This is a genomic window from Massilia sp. IC2-477, from assembly GCF_020707265.1.
GTDB lineage: Bacteria > Pseudomonadota > Gammaproteobacteria > Burkholderiales > Burkholderiaceae_D > Telluria.
On record NZ_JAJFEQ010000002.1, the window covers coordinates 168,486 to 187,256 of the forward strand.

Annotated in this window: 13 protein-coding genes; 3 read left to right on the forward strand and 10 right to left on the reverse strand. The window is 64.8% G+C overall.

Annotated elements, in window-relative coordinates; translation table 11 throughout:
• Window positions 1-8: 8 nt before the first annotated feature.
• The 7 genes from mlaE to LK542_RS04145 all read right to left on the reverse strand — a co-directional run bounded on the left by mlaE (window position 9) and on the right by LK542_RS04145 (window position 11,292).
• Window positions 9-791, reverse strand: coding sequence for a lipid asymmetry maintenance ABC transporter permease subunit MlaE (mlaE, locus tag LK542_RS04115; protein ID WP_227801299.1), 783 nt, complete (start codon window positions 789-791; stop codon window positions 9-11).
• The gene (locus tag LK542_RS04120; RefSeq protein ID WP_227801300.1) at window positions 788-1,591 is read right to left on the reverse strand and encodes an ATP-binding cassette domain-containing protein; all 804 of its coding nucleotides are present in this window, start codon (window positions 1,589-1,591) and stop codon (window positions 788-790) included. Before LK542_RS04120 ends, mlaE begins: the two co-directional genes overlap by 4 nt.
• Before the next feature lie 438 nt (window positions 1,592-2,029).
• On the reverse strand, window positions 2,030-3,493 hold the full coding sequence (locus LK542_RS04125) for a glutamate synthase small subunit (RefSeq protein ID WP_227801301.1): 1,464 nt from the start codon (window positions 3,491-3,493) through the stop codon (window positions 2,030-2,032).
• Window positions 3,494-3,616: 123 nt separating this feature from the next.
• The gene (locus LK542_RS04130) at window positions 3,617-8,332 is read right to left on the reverse strand and encodes a glutamate synthase-related protein (protein WP_227810922.1); all 4,716 of its coding nucleotides are present in this window, start codon (window positions 8,330-8,332) and stop codon (window positions 3,617-3,619) included.
• Window positions 8,333-8,595: 263 nt separating this feature from the next.
• Window positions 8,596-9,306, reverse strand: a complete 711-nt coding sequence (locus LK542_RS04135) for a transposase (RefSeq protein WP_227810923.1) — start codon at window positions 9,304-9,306, stop codon at window positions 8,596-8,598.
• Between the two features lie 123 nt (window positions 9,307-9,429).
• The gene (locus LK542_RS04140) at window positions 9,430-10,110 is read right to left on the reverse strand and encodes a response regulator transcription factor (protein ID WP_227801304.1); all 681 of its coding nucleotides are present in this window, start codon (window positions 10,108-10,110) and stop codon (window positions 9,430-9,432) included.
• A gap of 12 nt (window positions 10,111-10,122) precedes the next feature.
• Window positions 10,123-11,292, reverse strand: coding sequence for a sensor histidine kinase KdpD (locus LK542_RS04145; protein WP_227810924.1), 1,170 nt, complete (start codon window positions 11,290-11,292; stop codon window positions 10,123-10,125).
• Between the two features lie 162 nt (window positions 11,293-11,454).
• Here LK542_RS04145 and LK542_RS04150 point away from each other — a divergent pair, with 162 nt between their 5' ends.
• On the forward strand, window positions 11,455-11,703 hold the full coding sequence (locus LK542_RS04150; protein ID WP_159699730.1) for a DUF3297 family protein: 249 nt from the start codon (window positions 11,455-11,457) through the stop codon (window positions 11,701-11,703).
• A gap of 162 nt (window positions 11,704-11,865) precedes the next feature.
• On the opposite strand, the gene LK542_RS04155 is transcribed toward LK542_RS04150, so the two are convergent.
• Complete coding sequence (locus LK542_RS04155) at window positions 11,866-14,991, reverse strand: DEAD/DEAH box helicase (RefSeq protein WP_227810925.1); 3,126 nt, start codon at window positions 14,989-14,991, stop codon at window positions 11,866-11,868.
• A gap of 253 nt (window positions 14,992-15,244) precedes the next feature.
• On the opposite strand from LK542_RS04155, the gene LK542_RS04160 reads away from it, so the two are divergent.
• Window positions 15,245-17,596: a Tex family protein gene (locus LK542_RS04160; RefSeq protein ID WP_227810926.1), complete on the forward strand. Its 2,352-nt coding sequence runs from the start codon at window positions 15,245-15,247 to the stop codon at window positions 17,594-17,596.
• Entirely contained in the window at window positions 17,593-18,051 is a 459-nt protein-coding gene (locus LK542_RS04165; RefSeq protein WP_227810927.1) for a GNAT family N-acetyltransferase, read from the forward strand. Before LK542_RS04160 ends, LK542_RS04165 begins: the two co-directional genes overlap by 4 nt.
• Here the strand turns inward: LK542_RS04165 and LK542_RS04170 are convergent.
• Window positions 18,035-18,325 (reverse strand): hypothetical protein, encoded by a 291-nt coding sequence (locus tag LK542_RS04170; RefSeq protein ID WP_227801309.1) that lies wholly within the window; start codon window positions 18,323-18,325, stop codon window positions 18,035-18,037. The two genes, LK542_RS04165 and LK542_RS04170, sit on opposite strands and share 17 nt — an antisense overlap.
• 85 nt (window positions 18,326-18,410) lie before the next feature.
• Window positions 18,411-18,722, reverse strand: a complete 312-nt coding sequence (locus LK542_RS04175) for a hypothetical protein (protein ID WP_227801310.1) — start codon at window positions 18,720-18,722, stop codon at window positions 18,411-18,413.
• Window positions 18,723-18,771 lie beyond the last annotated feature (49 nt).

Genomic DNA, 18,771 nt, shown 5'->3' on the forward strand with positions numbered 1-18,771 from the left:
ATACCCTATTACTTATTAAACATCAAAGCGGTCATGATGAAGTCCAGGCCCCAGACCAGCAGCGACGCGATGACGACGGTGCGCGTGGTAGCGCGCGACACGTCTTCCGGCGTTGGCTTGGTCTGGTAACCCTGGAACAGCGCCGTGAACGTGACCGCGACACCGAAGATAAAGCTTTTGAGCACACCGTTCAGTACGTCAGCGCGCACATCCACACCGGCCTGCATCTGCGACCAGAACGCGCCTTCGTCGACGCCGATCAGCTGGACGCCGACCAGGTAGCCGCCGAACACGCCCACGGCCGAGAAGATGGCCGCCAGGATCGGCATGGCAATGACGCCGCCCCAGAAACGCGGGGCCAGCACACGTTGGACCGGATTAATTGCCATCATTTCCATGGCGGACAGCTGCTCGCCCGCTTTCATCAGGCCGATCTGGGCCGTTAGCGAGGTGCCGGCACGGCCGGCGAACAGCAGCGCGGTCACGACCGGGCCCAGCTCGCGCACCAGCGCCAGCGCCACCACCTGCCCCAGCGCCTGCTCGGCGCCGTACTGGTTCAGGGTGTAATAGCCCTGCAGCCCGAGCACCATGCCGACAAACAGGCCGGAGACGATGATGATCACCAGCGAATAATTGCCGATGAAGTGGACCTGCTCCGAGATCAGGGCCGGACGCTTGAACGAGCCGGGCGAAACGCTGAGCAGGTTGAAGAAGGCACGGGTAGCGAAGCCGACGCTGGCAATGGCCTCGCGCACGTTGCGCCCGATGGTTTCCAGGAGGCGGGTAATCATTTGCGCGCTCCCAGCCCGAGGTCGTCGGCCAGCGACTTGCCCGGATAGTGGAAGGGCACGGGGCCGTCCGGCGCGGCGTTCACGAACTGCTTCACGTAGGGGTCTTCCGAGACGCGCAGCTCGGCCGGCGTGCCTTCCGCAACGATTTTGCCTGCCGACATGAAGTACACGTAGTCGGCGATGGCGAAGCATTCGTGCACGTCGTGCGACACGAGGATCGAGGTCGAGCCGAGGGCATCGTTCAGGTTGCGGATCAGGTTGGCGGTAACGCCCATCGAGATCGGATCGAGGCCGGCGAAAGGCTCGTCGTACATGATCAGTTCCGGATCGAGCGCGACGGCGCGCGCCACCGCCACCCTGCGCGCCATGCCGCCGGAGATCTCGGCAGGCTTGAGCTTGTGCGCATTGCGCAGGCCGACGGCGTTCAGCTTCATGAGGACCAGGTCGCGAATCAGCTCTTCCGGCAGGTCGGTGTGCTCGCGCAGCGGAAAGGCGACGTTGTCGAATACGGACAGGTCGGTAAACAGGGCGCCGAACTGGAACAGCATGCCCATGCGGCGGCGCAGGCGGTACAGGCCTTCGGTATTGAGCTTGTGCACGACTTCGCCATTCACGCGCACTTCACCGCGCTGGGGGCGGATCTGGCCGCCGATCAGGCGCAGGACGGTCGTCTTGCCACAGCCCGAGCCGCCCATGACGGCGACGAGCTTGCCGCGTGGAAAATCCATGCGGAGGTTCGACAGGATGGAACGCTCTCCGTACGCAAAGTGCAGATCGCGGATTTCGACTAGGTTCGACACAGCGTGATTGGTATTTGGGTAATCCGTTATTGTAGTGCAGAAAGCTCAACCCTCGCTTGCGCTGCCCCATTTTGGCCCGCTTTCACGAGGTACTATTACAACAAAACTAACCCATGGGTCAGATATTTGTGCGTGTAAGCTCTTGTTTTTTCAGAGATATGTATGTCTAGCAATGTTGCTCTTTATTGAATTCTATCAATAAATGCTGATGAGCAATAATTTGTGACTGATGTTCATGCAGCGCTCACCTGCATGTCATGTGATGCGCTGCAATAAACCCTAGGCTAAAGAAATCAGCCCCCGAATGGTCGTGCGGGCACGCACATAAGTGTGTCGGTAAGTGTCAAAAAGCCGCTGCTTGTTGGTCCATATCCACAGCCGGACCGGCGAGCCAAAAGAAAAGGCGGCCGCAGCCGCCTTTGTCCCGGGTTTGCCGCGTCAGCGCGGCAGTACCGAACTTCCCATCAGGAATTCATCGACCGCACGGGCACACTGTCGCCCTTCGCGGATTGCCCATACGACCAGCGACTGGCCGCGGCGCATGTCGCCGGCGGCGAACACGTTCGGCTTCGAGGTCTGGTAGGAACGCTCCCCCTCGGTCGCGGCGCGGGCATTGCCGCGGGCATCCTTTTGCACGCCGAAGGCGTCCAGCACGTTCTGCACCGGCGACACGAAGCCCATGGCCAGGAACACCAGGTCGGCTTTCATCTCGAATTCCGAGTCCGGGACTTCGATCATCTTGCCGTCCTTCCACTCGACGCGGCAGGCGACCAGCTTTTCCAGCTTGCCACCCTTGCCTTCCAGGCGCTTGGTGGCCACCGCCCAGTCGCGCTGGCAGCCTTCCTCATGGGAGGACGAGGTGCGCAGGCGGGTCGGCCAGTAGGGCCAGACCAGCGGCTTGTTCTCGTGCTCCGGCGGCATCGGCATCAGCTCGAACTGGGTCACGGACGCGGCGCCGTGGCGGTTCGAGGTGCCGACGCAGTCGGAACCGGTGTCGCCGCCGCCGATCACGACCACGTGTTTGCCGGTGGCCTTGATCTGGTCCTTCAGCTTGTCGCCGGCGTTCACCCGGTTCTGCTGCGGCAGGAAATCCATTGCGAAGTGCACGCCCTTCAGTTCGCGGCCCGGGACCGGCAGGTCGCGCGGCTGCTCGGCGCCGCCGGCCAGCACGACGGCGTCGAAGTCCTTTTCCAGGTCTTCCGGGAAGATGGTGTCGCGCGCCATGTTGCTGACGGTAGCCGGGAAATCCTTGCCGATCAGGACACTGGTGCGGAACACCACGCCCTCGGCCTGCATCTGCTCCACGCGGCGGTCGATCAGGCCCTTCTCCATCTTGAAGTCGGGGATCCCGTAGCGCAGCAGGCCGCCGATGCGGTCGCTCTTCTCGAACACGGTCACGTCGTGGCCCACGCGCGCAAGCTGCTGGGCGGCGGCCAGGCCCGCGGGGCCGGAGCCGACCACGGCGACCTTCTTCCCGGTCTTGCTTGCCGCCGGCTGCGGCACGATCCAGCCGTGCTCCCAGCCTGCGTCCGCAATCTTGCGCTCGATCGACTTGATGCCGACCGGGTCGTCGTTGATGCCCAGGGTGCAGGCCGATTCGCAGGGCGCCGGGCAGATGCGGCCGGTGAACTCGGGGAAGTTGTTGGTCGAATGGAGGTTCTCGACGGCCGCACGGTAGTTGCCGTGGTAGACCAGGTCATTCCAGTCCGGGATCATGTTGTTGACCGGGCAGCCCGTGTTACAGAAGGGGATGCCGCAATCCATGCAGCGCGCCCCCTGCACCTTGGCCTGGCCGTCGGTCAGGGTCAGCACGAATTCCTTGTAGTTCTTGACGCGATCGGTGGGTTCGAGGTGACCCTCTTCCTGCCGTTCGAATTCCATGAAGCCGGTAATTTTGCCCACGTTGTTTTCCTTATTTCCGATTAAGAGCGTCTAACAAAACCACCAGGGCAAGGCGCATCGTCGAAGACAGTACGATAGTACGGCGAGACGATGCAACGCAGCCATGGGGGGAATTGTTAGGCGCTAAGCTGCGAGCTCGATCTTGTCGTTCGCCTCTTCCATGCTCGAGTTGTGCATCTCTTCGAGCGCCCGCTTGTAGTCGGTCGGGAAGACCTTGACGAACTTGCCGCGGCTGTTGGCCCAGTCGTCCAGCAGGTTGCGCGCGCGGGTCGAGCCGGTGTGCTTGAAGTGGCGCTCGATCAGGCGGCGCAGGATGACCTCATCCGATTCGCGCTCGCCATCGCGGGTCTGGCTGTGCCAGCCTGCCTTGTCGCCCTGCTGCTTGGTCGTCAAGACCGGCTCCAGGTTGACCATCGACGTATTGCACTTCGCCTCGAACTCGCCCTTCGGGTCGTACACGTAGGCGACGCCGCCCGACATGCCCGCCGCGAAGTTGCGGCCGGTCTCGCCCAGCACCACGACGGTACCGCCGGTCATGTATTCGCAACCGTGGTCGCCGCAGCCCTCGACCACTGCCGTGGCGCCCGAGTTACGCACCGCGAAGCGTTCGCCGGCCACGCCGTTGAAGAAGGCTTCGCCGGCAATCGCGCCATACAGCACCGTGTTCCCGACGATGATGTTGTCCACTGCCCAGCCACGGAACTCGGTGTTCGGACGCACGATGATGCGGCCGCCCGACAGGCCCTTGCCGACGTAGTCGTTGCCCTCGCCCACCAGGTCGATCGTGATGCCGGCCGCCAGGAAGGCCGCGGCCGACTGGCCGGCGGTGCCCTGCAGCTGGATGTGGATGGTGTCGTCCGGCAGGCCGGCATGGCCGTAGCGCTTGGCCACTTCGCCCGACAGCATGGTGCCCACGGTGCGGTTCAGGTTCTTCACCGGCGAGATGAAGGACACGCGTTCGCCCTTCTCCAGCGCGGCCTTGGCCTGGGCGATCAGCTTGTGGTCCAGCGCGCGGTCGAGGCCGTGGTCCTGGCCATCGGTGTGGAACAGGGCACGCGGCGAATCCGTCTTCGGCTGGTAGAAGATGTTCGAGAAGTCCAGGCCCTGTGCCTTCCAGTGTCCAACGGCCTTGGCCTTGTCCAGCAGGTCGGTACGGCCGATCAGTTCGTCGTAGCTGCGGATGCCCAGCTGCGCCATGATCTGGCGTGCTTCTTCGGCGACGAAGAAGAAGTAGTTCACCACGTGCTCGGGCTTGCCCTGGAACTTGGCGCGCAGGACCGGGTCCTGGGTCGCCACGCCCACCGGGCAGGTATTCAGGTGGCACTTGCGCATCATGATGCAGCCTTCCACCACCAGCGGTGCGGTCGCAAAACCGATTTCGTCGGCGCCCAGCATCGCGGCCACCACGACGTCGCGGCCGGTACGCATCTGGCCATCGGCCTGGACGCGGATACGGCTGCGCAGGCCGTTGAGCACCAGCGTCTGCTGGGTCTCGGCCAGGCCCAGTTCCCACGGAGTGCCGGCATGCTTGACCGAGGACAGCGGCGACGCGCCGGTGCCGCCGTCGTGGCCGGCGACCACCACATGGTCGGCCTTGGCCTTGGAGACGCCCGCGGCCACGGTGCCGATGCCGACTTCCGACACCAGCTTCACCGAGATCGAGGCGTTCGGGTTGGCGTTCTTCAGGTCGTGGATCAGCTGGGCCAGGTCTTCGATCGAATAGATGTCATGGTGCGGCGGCGGCGAGATCAGGCCCACGCCCGGCACCGACACGCGCAAGCTGGCGATGTATTCGGTCACCTTGTGGCCCGGCAGCTGGCCGCCTTCGCCCGGCTTGGCGCCTTGCGCCATCTTGATCTGGATTTGATCGGCCGATGCCAGGTACTCGGCGGAGACGCCGAAGCGACCCGAGGCCACCTGCTTGATCTTCGAGCGCAGCGAGTCGCCTTCTTCCAGCGGGATGTCGGCCACGACGCGGTCCGAGCCCAGGATCGAGGCCAGGGTTTCGCCCTTGGCGATCTTGATGCCCTTGAACTCGCCCATGTAGCGGCGCGGGTCTTCACCGCCTTCGCCGGTGTTCGATTTGCCGCCGATGCGGTTCATCGCGATCGCCAGCGTGGCGTGGGCTTCGGTGCTGATCGAACCGAGCGACATCGCGCCGGTAGCAAAACGCTTGACGATGTCCTTGGCCGGTTCGACTTCCTCCAGCGGGATGGCTTTCGACGGATCGATCCTGAACTCGAACAGGCCGCGCAGGGTCAGGTGGCGGCGGCTCTGGTCGTTGATGATCTGCGCGTACTCTTTATAGGTGCTGTAGTTGTTGGCGCGGGTCGAGTGCTGCAGCTTGGCGATGGCGTCCGGGGTCCACAGGTGGTCTTCGCCGCGCACGCGGAAGGCATATTCGCCGCCGGTGTCGAGAGCGTTGGCGAGGATCGGGTCGTTGCCGAAGGCGAGCGAATGCAGGCGCAGCGCTTCTTCCGCCACTTCGAACAGGCCGATGCCCTCCACCGTCGACGAGGTGCCGCGGAAGTATTTGTCGACCAGCGACTTGTTCAGGCCCACGGCCTCGAAGATCTGGGCGCCGCAGTAGGACATGTAGGTCGAGATGCCCATCTTGGACATCACCTTCATCAGGCCCTTGCCGACCGCCTTGGTGTAGTTGTAGATCGCCTTGTCGGCGTCCATCTCGTGCGGCAGGTTGTGCGCCAGGTCGGCCAGGGTTTCGAGCGCCAGGTAAGGGTGCACGGCTTCCGCGCCGTAGCCGGCCAGCAGGGCGAAGTGATGGGTCTCGCGCGCCGAGCCGGTTTCCACCACCAGGCCGGTGGAGGCGCGCAGGCCGCGGCCCACCAGGTGCTGGTGGATGGTGGAAGTCGCGAGCAGCGCCGGGATCGCCACCTGCTCGCTCGACATGTTGCGGTCCGAGACGATCAGGATGTTGTGGCCCGACTTGACCGCGTCCACGGCTTCCGCGCACAGCGAGGCGAGCGAGGCTTCGATGCCTTCCTTGCCCCAGGCGACCGGATAGCAGATGTTCAGCTCATAGGACTTGAACTTGCCGCCGGTGTGCGAGCTGATGCCGCGCAGGCGCGCCATGTCGTCGAAGCCGAGGATCGGCTGCGAGACTTCCAGGCGCATCGGCGGGTTGACGTTATTGGTATCCAGCAGGTTGGGCTTGGGTCCGATGAAGGACACCAGCGACATCACCATGCTTTCGCGGATCGGGTCGATCGGCGGATTGGTCACCTGGGCGAACAGCTGCTTGAAGTAGTGATATAGGGGTTTCAGCTTGTTCGACATCACCGCCAGCGGCGAGTCGTTGCCCATCGAGCCGGTGGCTTCCTCGGCCAGCACCGCCATCGGCGCCATCAGGAACTTCAGGTCTTCCTGGGTGTAGCCAAAGGCCTGCTGGCGATCCAGCAGCGCGATCGGGGCCTTCTCGCCCTGCGCATCCTTGGCGCGGTGCTGCAGCAGCTGCGATTCGGACAGCTTGATTTCGTTGAGCTTGATGCGCACCGACTTGATCCAGGCCTTATAGGGCTTGGCGTTCGAGTAGGTGTCCTTCAGTTCCTTGTCGTCGATGATGCGGCCGGCTTCCAGGTCGATCAGGAACATCTTGCCCGGCTGGAGGCGCCACTTCTTGACGATGCGCGATTCGGGAATCGGCAGCACGCCCGATTCGGAAGCCATCACCACCAGGTCGTCCTCGGTGATCACATAGCGCGCCGGGCGCAGGCCGTTGCGGTCGAGGGTGCCGCCGATGTGGCGGCCGTCGGTGAAGGCCATGGCGGCGGGGCCGTCCCAGGGTTCCATCATCGCGGCGTGGTATTCGTAGAAGGCACGGCGGTTGTCGTCCATCGACGTGTGGTTTTCCCAGGCTTCCGGGATCATCATCATCATCGCCTGGGCCACCGGATAGCCGGCCATCACCAGGAGTTCGAGCGCGTTGTCGAAGCAGGCGGTGTCGGACTGGCCTTCGTAAATCAGCGGAAAGAGTTTACCCAGGTCTTCGCCCAGCACGGCTGACTTGAGCATGCCTTCGCGGGCGCGGGTCCAGTTGAAGTTGCCCTTCACGGTGTTGATCTCGCCGTTGTGCGCGATCAGGCGGTAGGGGTGGGCCAGCGGCCATTCCGGGAAGGTGTTGGTCGAGAAGCGCTGGTGCACCAGCGCCAGGGCCGAGATGCAGCGCGGATCCTGCAGGTCCCTGTAGTAGACGCCGACCTGGTCGGCCAGCAGCAGGCCCTTGTAGACGATGGTGCGGGCCGACATCGAGGGCACGAAGAACTCCTTGCCGTGCAGGAGCTTCAGGGCCTGGATCGCGTGGCCGGACGATTTGCGGATGACGTAGAGCTTGCGCTCGAGCGCGTCGGTGACCATGATGTCCGGGCCGCGGCCGATGAAGATCTGGCGGATCACCGGTTCCTTCTTCTTCACGAAGGGCGACATCGGCATGGTCTCGTCGACCGGCACGTTGCGCCAGCCGAGCACGACCTGGCCTTCGATGCGCACGGCGCGCTCGATTTCCTGTTCGCAGGCGATGCGCGAAGCGTGTTCCTTCGGCAGGAACACCATGCCGACGCCGTACTCGCCGGGCGGCGGCAGTTCGACGCCCTGCTTGGCCATCTCGTCGCGGAAGTACTGGTCCGGAATCTGGATCAGGATGCCGGCGCCGTCGCCCATCAGCGGGTCGGCGCCGACCGCACCGCGGTGGTCCAGGTTCTTCAGGATCTGCAGGCCCTGCTCGATGATCGAGTGGCTCTTGTTGCCCTTGATATGGGCGATGAAACCGACGCCGCAGGCATCGTGCTCATTGGCGGGATCGTACAAACCTTGGGCAATCATGAGGCAATCTCCACAACTTTATCGGGGGTCGAGGACCGAGAATAGTGCAACGCAGCAGAGACAGCAACAAGAATAATTAGGGTCGGAGTCGAATTGTTTGACAACTTTTGGAACTTCAATTTAATTAGGGACAGAGTGAATCAAGAGACGGACAAGTCCCGTGACTCGCCTATAAGTCCTTGATTCTTATGAATCAGCTGTTCGATGAACGAATAAAAAAAAACGGCACGAAACATCGTGCCGTAGACCGGATGGGCAGGCCCTTAGGGCTCGGGACGTGGCGGGATCGGTTCCCTGAACGGTCGTCCGCGCTTGGCCGGCAGGATCTGGCGCCTGGTCTTGCGCTCCAACTCGGCCTTGAAGGCGTCGGAACCCAGGGGCTGGTTCTTCAGGACGGAAGCAGTGATGAAGTCGACTTCGTCCTGAGGAATGCCCTGCATGACCAGCTCGGTGTACGCCGCCTCGCGCTGGAAGGGGGTGTTGCCCAAGCCCCAGTAAAGCAGATGGTCGGTGACCAGGGCATCGGTGCGCACGCCCGTGTGGTGGGCGTAGCTCGACCAGGGGTAGTCGAGGGGGCCCGTCGTAAGGCCATTGCGCACCGGGTTGAGCTCGATATACCGGCTGCAAGCCAGGAAATAGTGTTCGGTGTCCACCAGCGAAGTGCGGAAACGCCCTTCGAAGAGGCCGCCGCTGCGCGCGTACTTGTTATTGAACCAGGGGACGTAGAAGCGGCCCACCTTCTGCATCATCAGCGCCAGTCCGACATTGTCCGAGGGCGTGGCCAGCAAGTGGATGTGGTTCGGCATCAGCACATAGGCATGGACCGCCACCTGGTAGAAGCGCGCTGCTTCCTTCAGCCAGGCGAGGAAGCGCTGGTAATCTTCCTCTTCATGGAAGATCGGCTGGCGGTTGTTGCCGCGCTGGATCAGGTGCTGCGGTTGGTTCGGGATGATGAGTCGGGGAAGGCGTGCCATGGCGTGCTCAAAAGTCGAGCAGGCATTTTATCCGAGAAATTCGACTCTGTCCCCAATTAATCTCATGGCCGCCAAAAATATGGCTGACTCTGTCCCCAATTAGACTGCGGAGGGCTTTGCAGCTCAGGCGAGGGTGAAGCCAGCCGAGAGGCTGTAGCCTTCACCGTAGGCACTGCGCAGCGGCAGGTCCTGGCCGAGGCCGGAGCGCGCTTTCTTGCGCAGGCGGTAGACCAGCATGTCGACCCGGCGGCTGGCGTCCGGGTCTTCGCCGCCCATGCCGGCCACGATCACGTGGCGCGGGACCGGACGGGTGTTGATGGTCAGGAGGTGCAGGAAATTGCACTCCTTTTCGGTCAGGTCGATCACCTTGCCGCCCAGCTCGAGCTGGCGCGCGCTCACGCGCAGGGTCCACTTGCTCGGCGCCGGGGCCGGATCGGCCGGGCGCACCCGGCGGTCGAGGGCTTCGATATGGGCCGCCAGTTCGGGGAACTTGATCGGCTTGGTGAGGTAGTGGTCGGCGCCCAGGCGCAGGCCGAGGATGCGGTGGTCAAAAGCGACGCGGCCGGTCAGCACCAGCAGGCCGATCTCGGGATACAACTGGCGCATGCGCGGAATGACGTTGAAACCGTCCTCGTCGGGCAGGCCGAGGTCGAGGACGACGACCGCGGCCGGGGTGCGCGTCAGCGCCGCCCACATCTCGCTCGCGGTCCTGGCGATCGCGACATCATGGTCGAGTTCCCGCAGGAATTCGGCCATGTCGTCCGCGTATTCGCCATTGTCTTCAACAATCAGTATCTGCGTCATGGATTGGCCATGTTAATGATCGTTCCGATTATCACTGTTGGAACTGCTTGAAGCAAGTTGTTGTTGTCCGCTTATATGCAGGGCGGGTAGCCATAGCCTGAATTCGGCGCCGCCCTCGCCCTCGCCTGCATTTCCCAGGCGTAGCATCCCGCCGTGGACGTCGACGATCGAGCGCGCCATATAGAGACCGAGGCCGTTGCCCGGCAGGCCGGCGGCGTTGCTGCCGCGGTAGCCCTTGTCGAAGATGCGCTCGGCATCCTGCGGCGGCACGCCGGCGCCTTCGTCGCGCACCGTGAACTCGACCCCGCTGCCGCTGCGCCGCGCCGACAGCGCCACGCCGCTGCCGGCCGGCGAAAACAGCAGGGCATTGTCGACCAGGACCTTGAGCGCCAGGCGCAAGCCCTCGGGCTCGCCGCGCAATCCCAGTTCCATGTCCTCTGTCTCGACCCGGGCATCGCGCCCGGCCGCGCGCACCTGTTGCACGCCGGCCTCCAGCAGTTCGCGCGCGGCGATCGTGTTCGGCTGGCGCACCTTGCCGATCGCGGCCATGCGGTCCGGCGACAGGTACTCGTCCAGCATCTCGATCAGGCGGTCCACCGCGGTCGCGATCTTGCGGTAGCGCTGGCGTACCGCGTCGTCGGCACCGTGGGACGTCGCTTCCAGGCGCTGGATCGCGCCGTCGATGGTCGCCAGCGGGGTGCGGAATTCGTGGTTCAGCATGCTGGCGAAGCGGCGCTGGTCGGCCAGGTGGGCGCGCTGCGGCGACAGGTCGCGCAGCAAACCGACCAGCGAACTGCTGCCGTCGGAATTGCGCACCACCGTCGTGATCACCTCCAGTCCGATCGGATGGCCGTCGGCATTGCGCGCGTCGACTTCCTGCACATGCCGCTCGCCGGGCTGGCCGTCGCCACTCTGGGCCAGATGCATGCCGAGCGCGCCCAGCGCCTGGCGTACGCCGCCGCCCGCGATGGCCGCCTGCAGCGCGCCGGCGTCGTGGCCCAGCAGGGCGGTAAAGGCCGGGCTCAGGTAGCGCAGCGTGCGTGCGGGGAGGTCGATGCTGAACGGGATGTCGCCGCCAAGCTCGGCGATCGTGCGAAAGTGCGCATCGAGGCCGGCCGCGCCGGGGCTGGACTGCTCCGGGCTGTGCGGCGCAGGAGGGACGGCGGGCGTACTTCTGGCCATGGGCACTTTCTTATGGATGGGACAATGAACGTTGTCAGCGAGTATATCGTTGCTTTTGCCTCTTTGTATAGAAGCGGGCACCGCGATATCCTGCGGCCCTTCCTGTGCGCGGATATTGAAAAATGCGCCACGCCGCCCGCAGTTGGTGGATAATTCGCGTCTATGAACGATACCGCTACCCTCCCCCCACTCCCGGACCGGCTCTCGATCGACCCGAGCAGCCCTTTTCATAACCGCGACGTTTTCCAGCGCGAGATCGGCATCCGCTTCAACGACAAGGATCGCCACGACGTGGAAGAGTATTGCATCAGCGAAGGCTGGATCAAGGTCGCCGCCGGCCGCACGCTCGACCGCAAAGGCAAGCCGATGCTGATCAAGCTGAAGGGCAAGGTCGAGGCTTTCTACAAGTAAGCCCAAGCCCCTGAACGACAAAAGGGCGACCGGCATGCCGGTCGCCCTTTTTGTTTTCGGCTCCGTAGGGTGGGCGGCTTAGCCGCCCACGCGGTCACCGATCGCCGCGTGGGCGGGACTTTAGTCCACTGGACTAAAGTCCCGCCCACCCTACGGAACAACTCAGTCTTCCAGCGGTGCGAAGATCGCCTGCAGGTCTTCCTGCGTCAGCGCCATCTTCTGCGATTCGCCTTCGGACAGGATCGACTGCGCCAGCTCCGACTTCTTCATCTGCAGCTGCTGGATCTTTTCTTCCAGCGTACCTTTGGCGATCAGCTTGTATACGAACACGGGCTTATCCTGGCCGATGCGCCAGGCGCGGTCGGTGGCCTGGTTCTCGGCCGCCGGGTTCCACCACGGGTCGTAGTGGATCACGGTGTCGGCCGCGGTCAGGTTCAGGCCCACGCCGCCGGCCTTCAGGCTGATCAGGAAGATCGGCACCGCGCCCTGCTGGAAGGCGGCCACCTGGGCCGAGCGGTCGCGCGTCTCGCCGGTGAGCAGGGCGTAGTGGATGCCGCGCGCCGCGAGTTCTTCCTCGATCAGGAACAGCATGCTGGTGAACTGCGAGAAGACCAGGATCTTGCGGCCTTCCTGCAGCAGGTCTTCGACCATCTGCATCAGGTCGGCCAGCTTGGCCGACACCGGCGCCGCATTCTTCTTGGCCGGCATGGCCTTGACCAGGCGCGGATCGCAGCAGACCTGGCGCAGTTTCAGCAGTGCTTCCAGGATGACGATCTGGCTGCGCGCCACGCCCTTGCGGTCGATCTCGTCGCGCACCTTCTTGTCCATCGCCAGGCGCACCGTCTCGTAGAGGTCGCGCTGAGGACCGGAGAGCTCGATCCGGCGCACCATCTCGGTCTTTTCCGGCAGTTCCTTGGCCACGTGGTCTTTGGTACGGCGCAGCAGGAAGGGCTTGATGCGGCGGCTCAGCAGGATGCGGCGCACCGTGTCGTCCTGGCGTTCGATCGGGTGGCGGAACTGGTTGTTGAAGGTCTTCTCGTCGCCCAGCAGGCCCGGCAGCAGGAAGTGGAACTGCGACCACAGCTCGCCCAGGTGGTTTTCCAGCGGGGTGCCGGACAGGCACAGGCGGTGGTTGGCGTTCAGCGAGCCGGCCGTCTGCGCCGCCTTGGAACGGGTGTTCTTGATGTAGTGCGATTCGTCCAGGATCACCAGGTGGTAGTGGTGCTCGCGCAGCTTTTCTTCGTCGCGCGGCAGCAGCGCGTAGGTGGTCAGGACGATATCGGCGCTGTCGATCTGGTCGAACAGGTCCATGCGCTCCTTGCCCTGCAGGAGCAGCACCTTCAGGTCCGGGGCGAAGCGCGCGGCTTCGTCCTGCCAGTTGGCCATCAGGCTGGTCGGGGCGATCACCAGGGCCGGGCTGGTCAGGCGGCCCGCTTCCTTCTCGGTGAGGATGTGCGCCAGGGTCTGCACGGTCTTGCCGAGGCCCATGTCGTCGGCCAGGATGCCGCCGAGGTCATACTCGCGCAGGAACTGCATCCACGACAGGCCGTCCAGCTGGTAGTCGCGCAGCGTGGCCTGCAGGCCTTTCGGCGGTTCGACCTTCTTGACCGCGCCGAACTGGCTCAGCTTGCGGCCGGTTTCGCGCAGGCGCTCACCGCCGGTCCAGCGCAGCTCGAGGCCGCGCGCCAGTTCTTCCAGGCGCGCCGCGTCGAGCGTCGACATGCGCATGCGCGCCTTGATCTTGTCGTTGAAGTACAGCTCGCCCAGGGTCGCCAGGATGGGCTTGAGGCGGCCCCACGGCAGCGCCACGCGCAGGCCGTCCGGCAGGGTGGCCAGCATCTCGTCGGCGTCGGCGTGCGCGGCCAGAACCGCGGGATCGAAGTCCGCGGGCGCGTTGCGGATCAGCTGCACCAGCACCGGCAGCAGCGGCACGCGCTTGCGCGCCACCACGATGCCGAGTTCCAGCTCGAACCAGGCATTGCCTGCTTCTTCAGGTTCGTCGATGTCGGCATACCAGTCTTCGACCGGCACCACGTCATAGCGGTACTTGGCCGACTTCTGCAGGTGCCAGCCGGCGTCGGACAGGGCGTCGAGATCGTTCTCGGCGAAGCGCAGCCAGTGCGCCTGGCTGTCCAGCACCAGCGCGCCGGCCATCGCGTTGAAAGGCGCGGTGGCCGGCTTGCGGAAACCGATCTCGTTCAGCCGGTTGAGGGCCGCGGCTTCGGCTTTCGGGTCGCGCTCGATGACCTCGGTGACGTCGCCGATCTGGCGCACCACGCGCTGGGCCGGGTCGAAGGAGACGCGCTGGCCGTCGTAGTCGTAGGCCAGCACCGCGAAGTCGTGCCAGCGCGGGCTGCCGCCGTCGGCCAGCTGCACCGAATCGAGCAGCAGGTGCGGGATGGGTTTGACGTCGTTGCGCAGGCGCTGGGTCAGCGGCTGCGGCAGCGGCATCAGCTGCTGCAGGCCGTGCGCCAGCAGCAGTTGCGAGACGCGCTTCTTGTCGGTGCCGGTGAGGGTCGGGGCCTGGGCTACCAGCGCCTGCAGTTCGGCCAGCGAGATGTCGATACCGCCGCGGTTCAGTTCGAGCGGCCCGATCGACAGGTTGTCGATATACCACGGCGGGTCGGTCGGCAGCATGTAGTCGATCAGGTCGGCGCCGCTGTGGGTCGCGCCCTTGGCCGGTTCCACCGACCATCCGAGCTTGGCGACGCGGCCTTCGTCACGCCAGGCCAGGCTGGCCAGGCGGGTCGGGCCGGCCTGCAGCGGATACACGAGGCCATTGGCCATGTCGGACCACGAGTTCGCCCACAACAGCTTGCCCTGCTCGAGCAGCATCTGCAGCAGGATGGCGCCGACCTTGCCCTTCGGTTCGGTGGCGCTGGTGCCCTGGGCCGAGCCGCTGCGCATCGCGATGAAGAAGCGCACCAGGTCGACATCGTCGCCTTCCAGGTAGCTTGGTGGCGCCGACAGCAGCGAGAACACTTCGCTCACCGGGCTGGCGGCGGCCACCTCGCCGTTCGGGCGCAGGCGCGCCTTGCACAGGCAGACGGCGACATGGCGTCCGCCGCTGGTGGGGGCCATCACGTAGACAAACTTGTACTGCACGGCCTTCGGATCGGCGACCTCGTCGGTCAGCTTGGGCTGCGGATGCGCAGCCGCTTCGACCCTTTGCAGCCAGCTCACCACCGGTGCGGGCAGGGCGGGAGCGCGTGCGGGTGCGCGGGCGACGGCGGGTGCTGCTGCGGGTGCGTCGCTGGCGTTCTCGCGATGATCATCGACTGTGTGCATGGGCCTCGGGTGTCTGTATTAAAAGCGACAATAACGAACATTATCCTTCATACGAACGCTTCCGTTTTGTTCGGAATCGCACGTAGCGGACAAAACTTGCCCGCACCAAGCGCGTGCACGCATCTTCACTTCATGTCGTGCGCACAGCCGTCTGTTCTCGCATGTTCGCGCGCGGCTGTCAAGACTGGTGTATCCACCGCGTTTGCGTATCATTGTTCGCTTGACCTTTTTTGAATCGCCAGGTTCACGCACCATGCTGCCCTCCATCGAACAACGCCTCGCCCTCGAACTGTCCGCCAAACCCGCCCAGGTAGCAGCCGCCGTCGCCCTGCTCGACGAAGGCGCCACCGTCCCCTTCATCGCGCGCTACCGCAAGGAAGCCACCGGTGGCCTCGACGACACCCAGCTGCGCCTGCTGGAAGAGCGCCTGCGCTACCTGCGCGAACTCGAAGACCGGCGCGCTGCGATCATCGCGTCGATCACGGAACAGAACAAGATGACGCCGGAGCTGCTGGCGTCGATCGCGCTGGCCGAAGACAAGACCCGCCTCGAGGACCTGTACCTGCCCTACAAGCAGAAGCGCCGCACCAAGGCGCAGATCGCGATCGAAGCGGGCCTGGCGCCGCTGGCCGACGCCCTGCTCGGCGACCCGAACCTGAACCCGGACGAGGCGGCCGCAGGCTACCTGCGTGAAGCCTTCACCAATGCGGACGGCGGCGCCAACCCGGGCGTGCTTGACGCCAAAGCGGCCCTCGACGGCGCGCGCCAGATCCTGATGGAGCGCTTCGCCGAAGACGCGGCCCTGCTGCAGTCGCTGCGCGAATATGTGCAGGAGCACGGCGTGGTCGAATCGAAGGTCGTGGCCGGAAAAGAGGACGAAGGCGAGAAGTTCGCCGATTACTTCGACTATTCCGAGACCTTGTCCACCATCCCCTCGCACCGCGCGCTGGCATTGATGCGCGGGCGCCGCGAGGGCGTGCTGGACGTGACCCTGCGCCTCGATTCGGAACCGGAAAAACCGAAGTGGGACGCCCCGCACAACCCCTGCGAGAGCCGCATCTGCGCCGCCTTCGGCATCAAGGCGGCCGGCCGTCCGGCCGACAAGTGGCTGCTCGACACCGCACGCTGGACCTGGCGCGTGAAGAGCTTCATGTACATCGAGACCGAGCTGATGGGTCTGCTGCGCGAAAAGGCCGAACTCGATGCGATCGGGGTATTTGCCCGTAATTTGAAGGCGCTGCTGCTGGCCGCACCGGCCGGCCCGCGCGCCACCATGGGCCTGGACCCTGGCCTGCGCACCGGCGTGAAGGTGGCGGTGGTGGACCCGACCGGCAAGGTGGTCGATACCGCCACGGTCTACCCGCACCAGCCGCGCAACGACTGGGACGGCGCCCTGCACGTGCTCGGCCAGCTGGCGGCGAAGCACAAGGTGTCCCTGATCTCGATCGGTAACGGCACCGCCTCGCGCGAGACCGACAAGCTGGCCCAGGATCTCATCAAACAGCGTCCCGAGCTCAAGCTGACCAAGATCGTCGTGTCGGAAGCCGGCGCCTCGGTCTACTCGGCCTCGGAATTCGCATCGCGCGAACTGCCGGAGCTCGACGTCTCGCTGCGCGGCGCGGTATCGATCGCGCGCCGCCTGCAGGACCCGCTGGCGGAACTGGTCAAGATCGACCCGAAGAGCATCGGCGTCGGCCAGTACCAGCACGACGTGTCGCAGACCCAGCTCGCGCGCTCGCTCGACGCCGTGGTCGAGGACTGCGTGAACGCGGTGGGCGTGGACGTGAACACCGCATCAAGCGCGCTGCTGGCGCGCGTCTCCGGCCTGTCGAGCAGCGTGGCGCAGAGCATCGTGTCCTACCGCGACATGAAGGGCGCCTTCACCTCGCGCGCGGCCTTGAGAAGCGTGCCGCGCCTGGGCGACAAGACCTTCGAACAGGCCGCGGGTTTTCTCCGCGTGATGAACGGCGAGAACCCGCTCGACGCGTCGGCGGTGCACCCGGAATCCTATCCGGTGGTCGAGCGCATCCTGCTTGATATCAAGCGCGACATGAAGGCGGTGATCGGCGACAGTGCCCTCATCAAATCGCTGAACCCGGCGAAGTATGCTGATGAAAAATTCGGCGTGCCGACCGTGAGCGACATCTTGAAGGAACTGGAAAAGCCAGGGCGCGACCCGCGTCCGGAGTTCACCACCGCGACGTTTAAAGAAGGCGTGGAAGAGATCTCGGACCTGCGCCCGGACATGATCCTGGAAGGCGTGGTGACCAACGTCGCCGCCTTCGGGGCCTTTGTCGACATCGGCGTGCACCAGGATGGCCTGGTGCACATCTCGGCGCTGTCGAACACCTTCGTGAAGGATCCGCACACCGTGGTCAAGGCCGGCCAGGTGGTGAAGGTGAAAGTGCTGGAAGTGGACGCCAAGCGCAAGCGTATCGCGCTGACCATGCGCCTGTCGGACAGTGCGCCGCAGCCCGGCGCGCGTCCGGAACAGCGCGGCGACCGCAATGACAGCAAGCGCCTGGCCCAGCACCAGCGCCAGGAACGTCCGGCGCCGAGTGCCGGCGGCGCGATGGCGGCCGCTTTTGCCAAAATGAAGAAGTGAACATCGCGCCTGCCGACCCGGCCAGCCCGGACGCGCGGGCCTTGATCGCGGAACTCGACGCGGCCCTGGGGGCGATCACAGGCGACAGCGGCGCCTCGTCCTTCGACCCCGAGGATGTACGCGGCCCGCAGGCGGTGTTCATGATTGCCCGCGACGGGCAAGGCCAGCCGCTCGGTTGCGGCGCGCTGCGTCCGCTGCTGCCGGGCGTGGCGGAACTCAAACGCATGTATGCGCGTCCGGGCAGCGGCGCCGGCGCACCCTTGCTGGCGGCGCTCGAGGAAGGAGCCCGCAAGCTGGGATATCGCGAAATCCGGCTGTCCACGCGCCGCATCAACGCACGTGCCGTGGACTTCTATCGGCGCCATGGCTATGCGGACGCACCGGCCTGGGGCAAATACCTGGGCAGCGAAGTCTCCGTCTGCCTCGGCCGTTCCCTCCTCAGCCAGCGTGCTTGAGGTAGAGCCCCACCATATAGATACTGAGGAAGACGAAGCCGAGCACCAGCATGCGCGATTGCGGCATGGCTGGACGGCCCGTTTTCTTGATCGCGAATCCGTCGCGCGCCAGCAACAGTCCATAAGCGAGAGCGGCGATGCCGCAGATGAGCCGGCCGATGCCGTGGCCAAGGAGGCCCTCGACCAGGTTGATCAGGCCGGGCACCCCGAGCAGGGCCGCGATGACGAAATTGGCGTTGGCCGAGGGCGTGCGGGGAGTCGGTTTTTGTTCCATGGATGTGCGGGGACGAGGTTGATCCGCGCGATCATACCAGTCCGGCCCATTGGGGGCGAGGAAGCGTATGTGGCTGATGCAGCGCTCAGGCGAAGACGCGCACCGCGGTCGCCCCTGCCTTCAGCATGAAGCACAGGCAGAACAGCCCGAAGCAGGCGTAGCCGACCATGGTCGTGCGGTTCGACGCCAGCTCGCTACGGCGGTCGCGCCAGGCCTGCACGGCGCAGTACAGCAGGAAGGCGCCGGCCAGCAGCTGGGTGACGTTCAGCAGGATGTCTTCCAGCGTATCGTGGAACATCCCCGTGATGACGTCGTACAGGCCGGGAATCACGAAAAACGCGGCCATGATCCACAACAGGGGGGAAGGCATGGAGGCGAAGCCTCGGTAAGCGGTCATGATGACTCCCGTTCGAGTGGCACGGAACCATCATAACGAGGATTTGTTG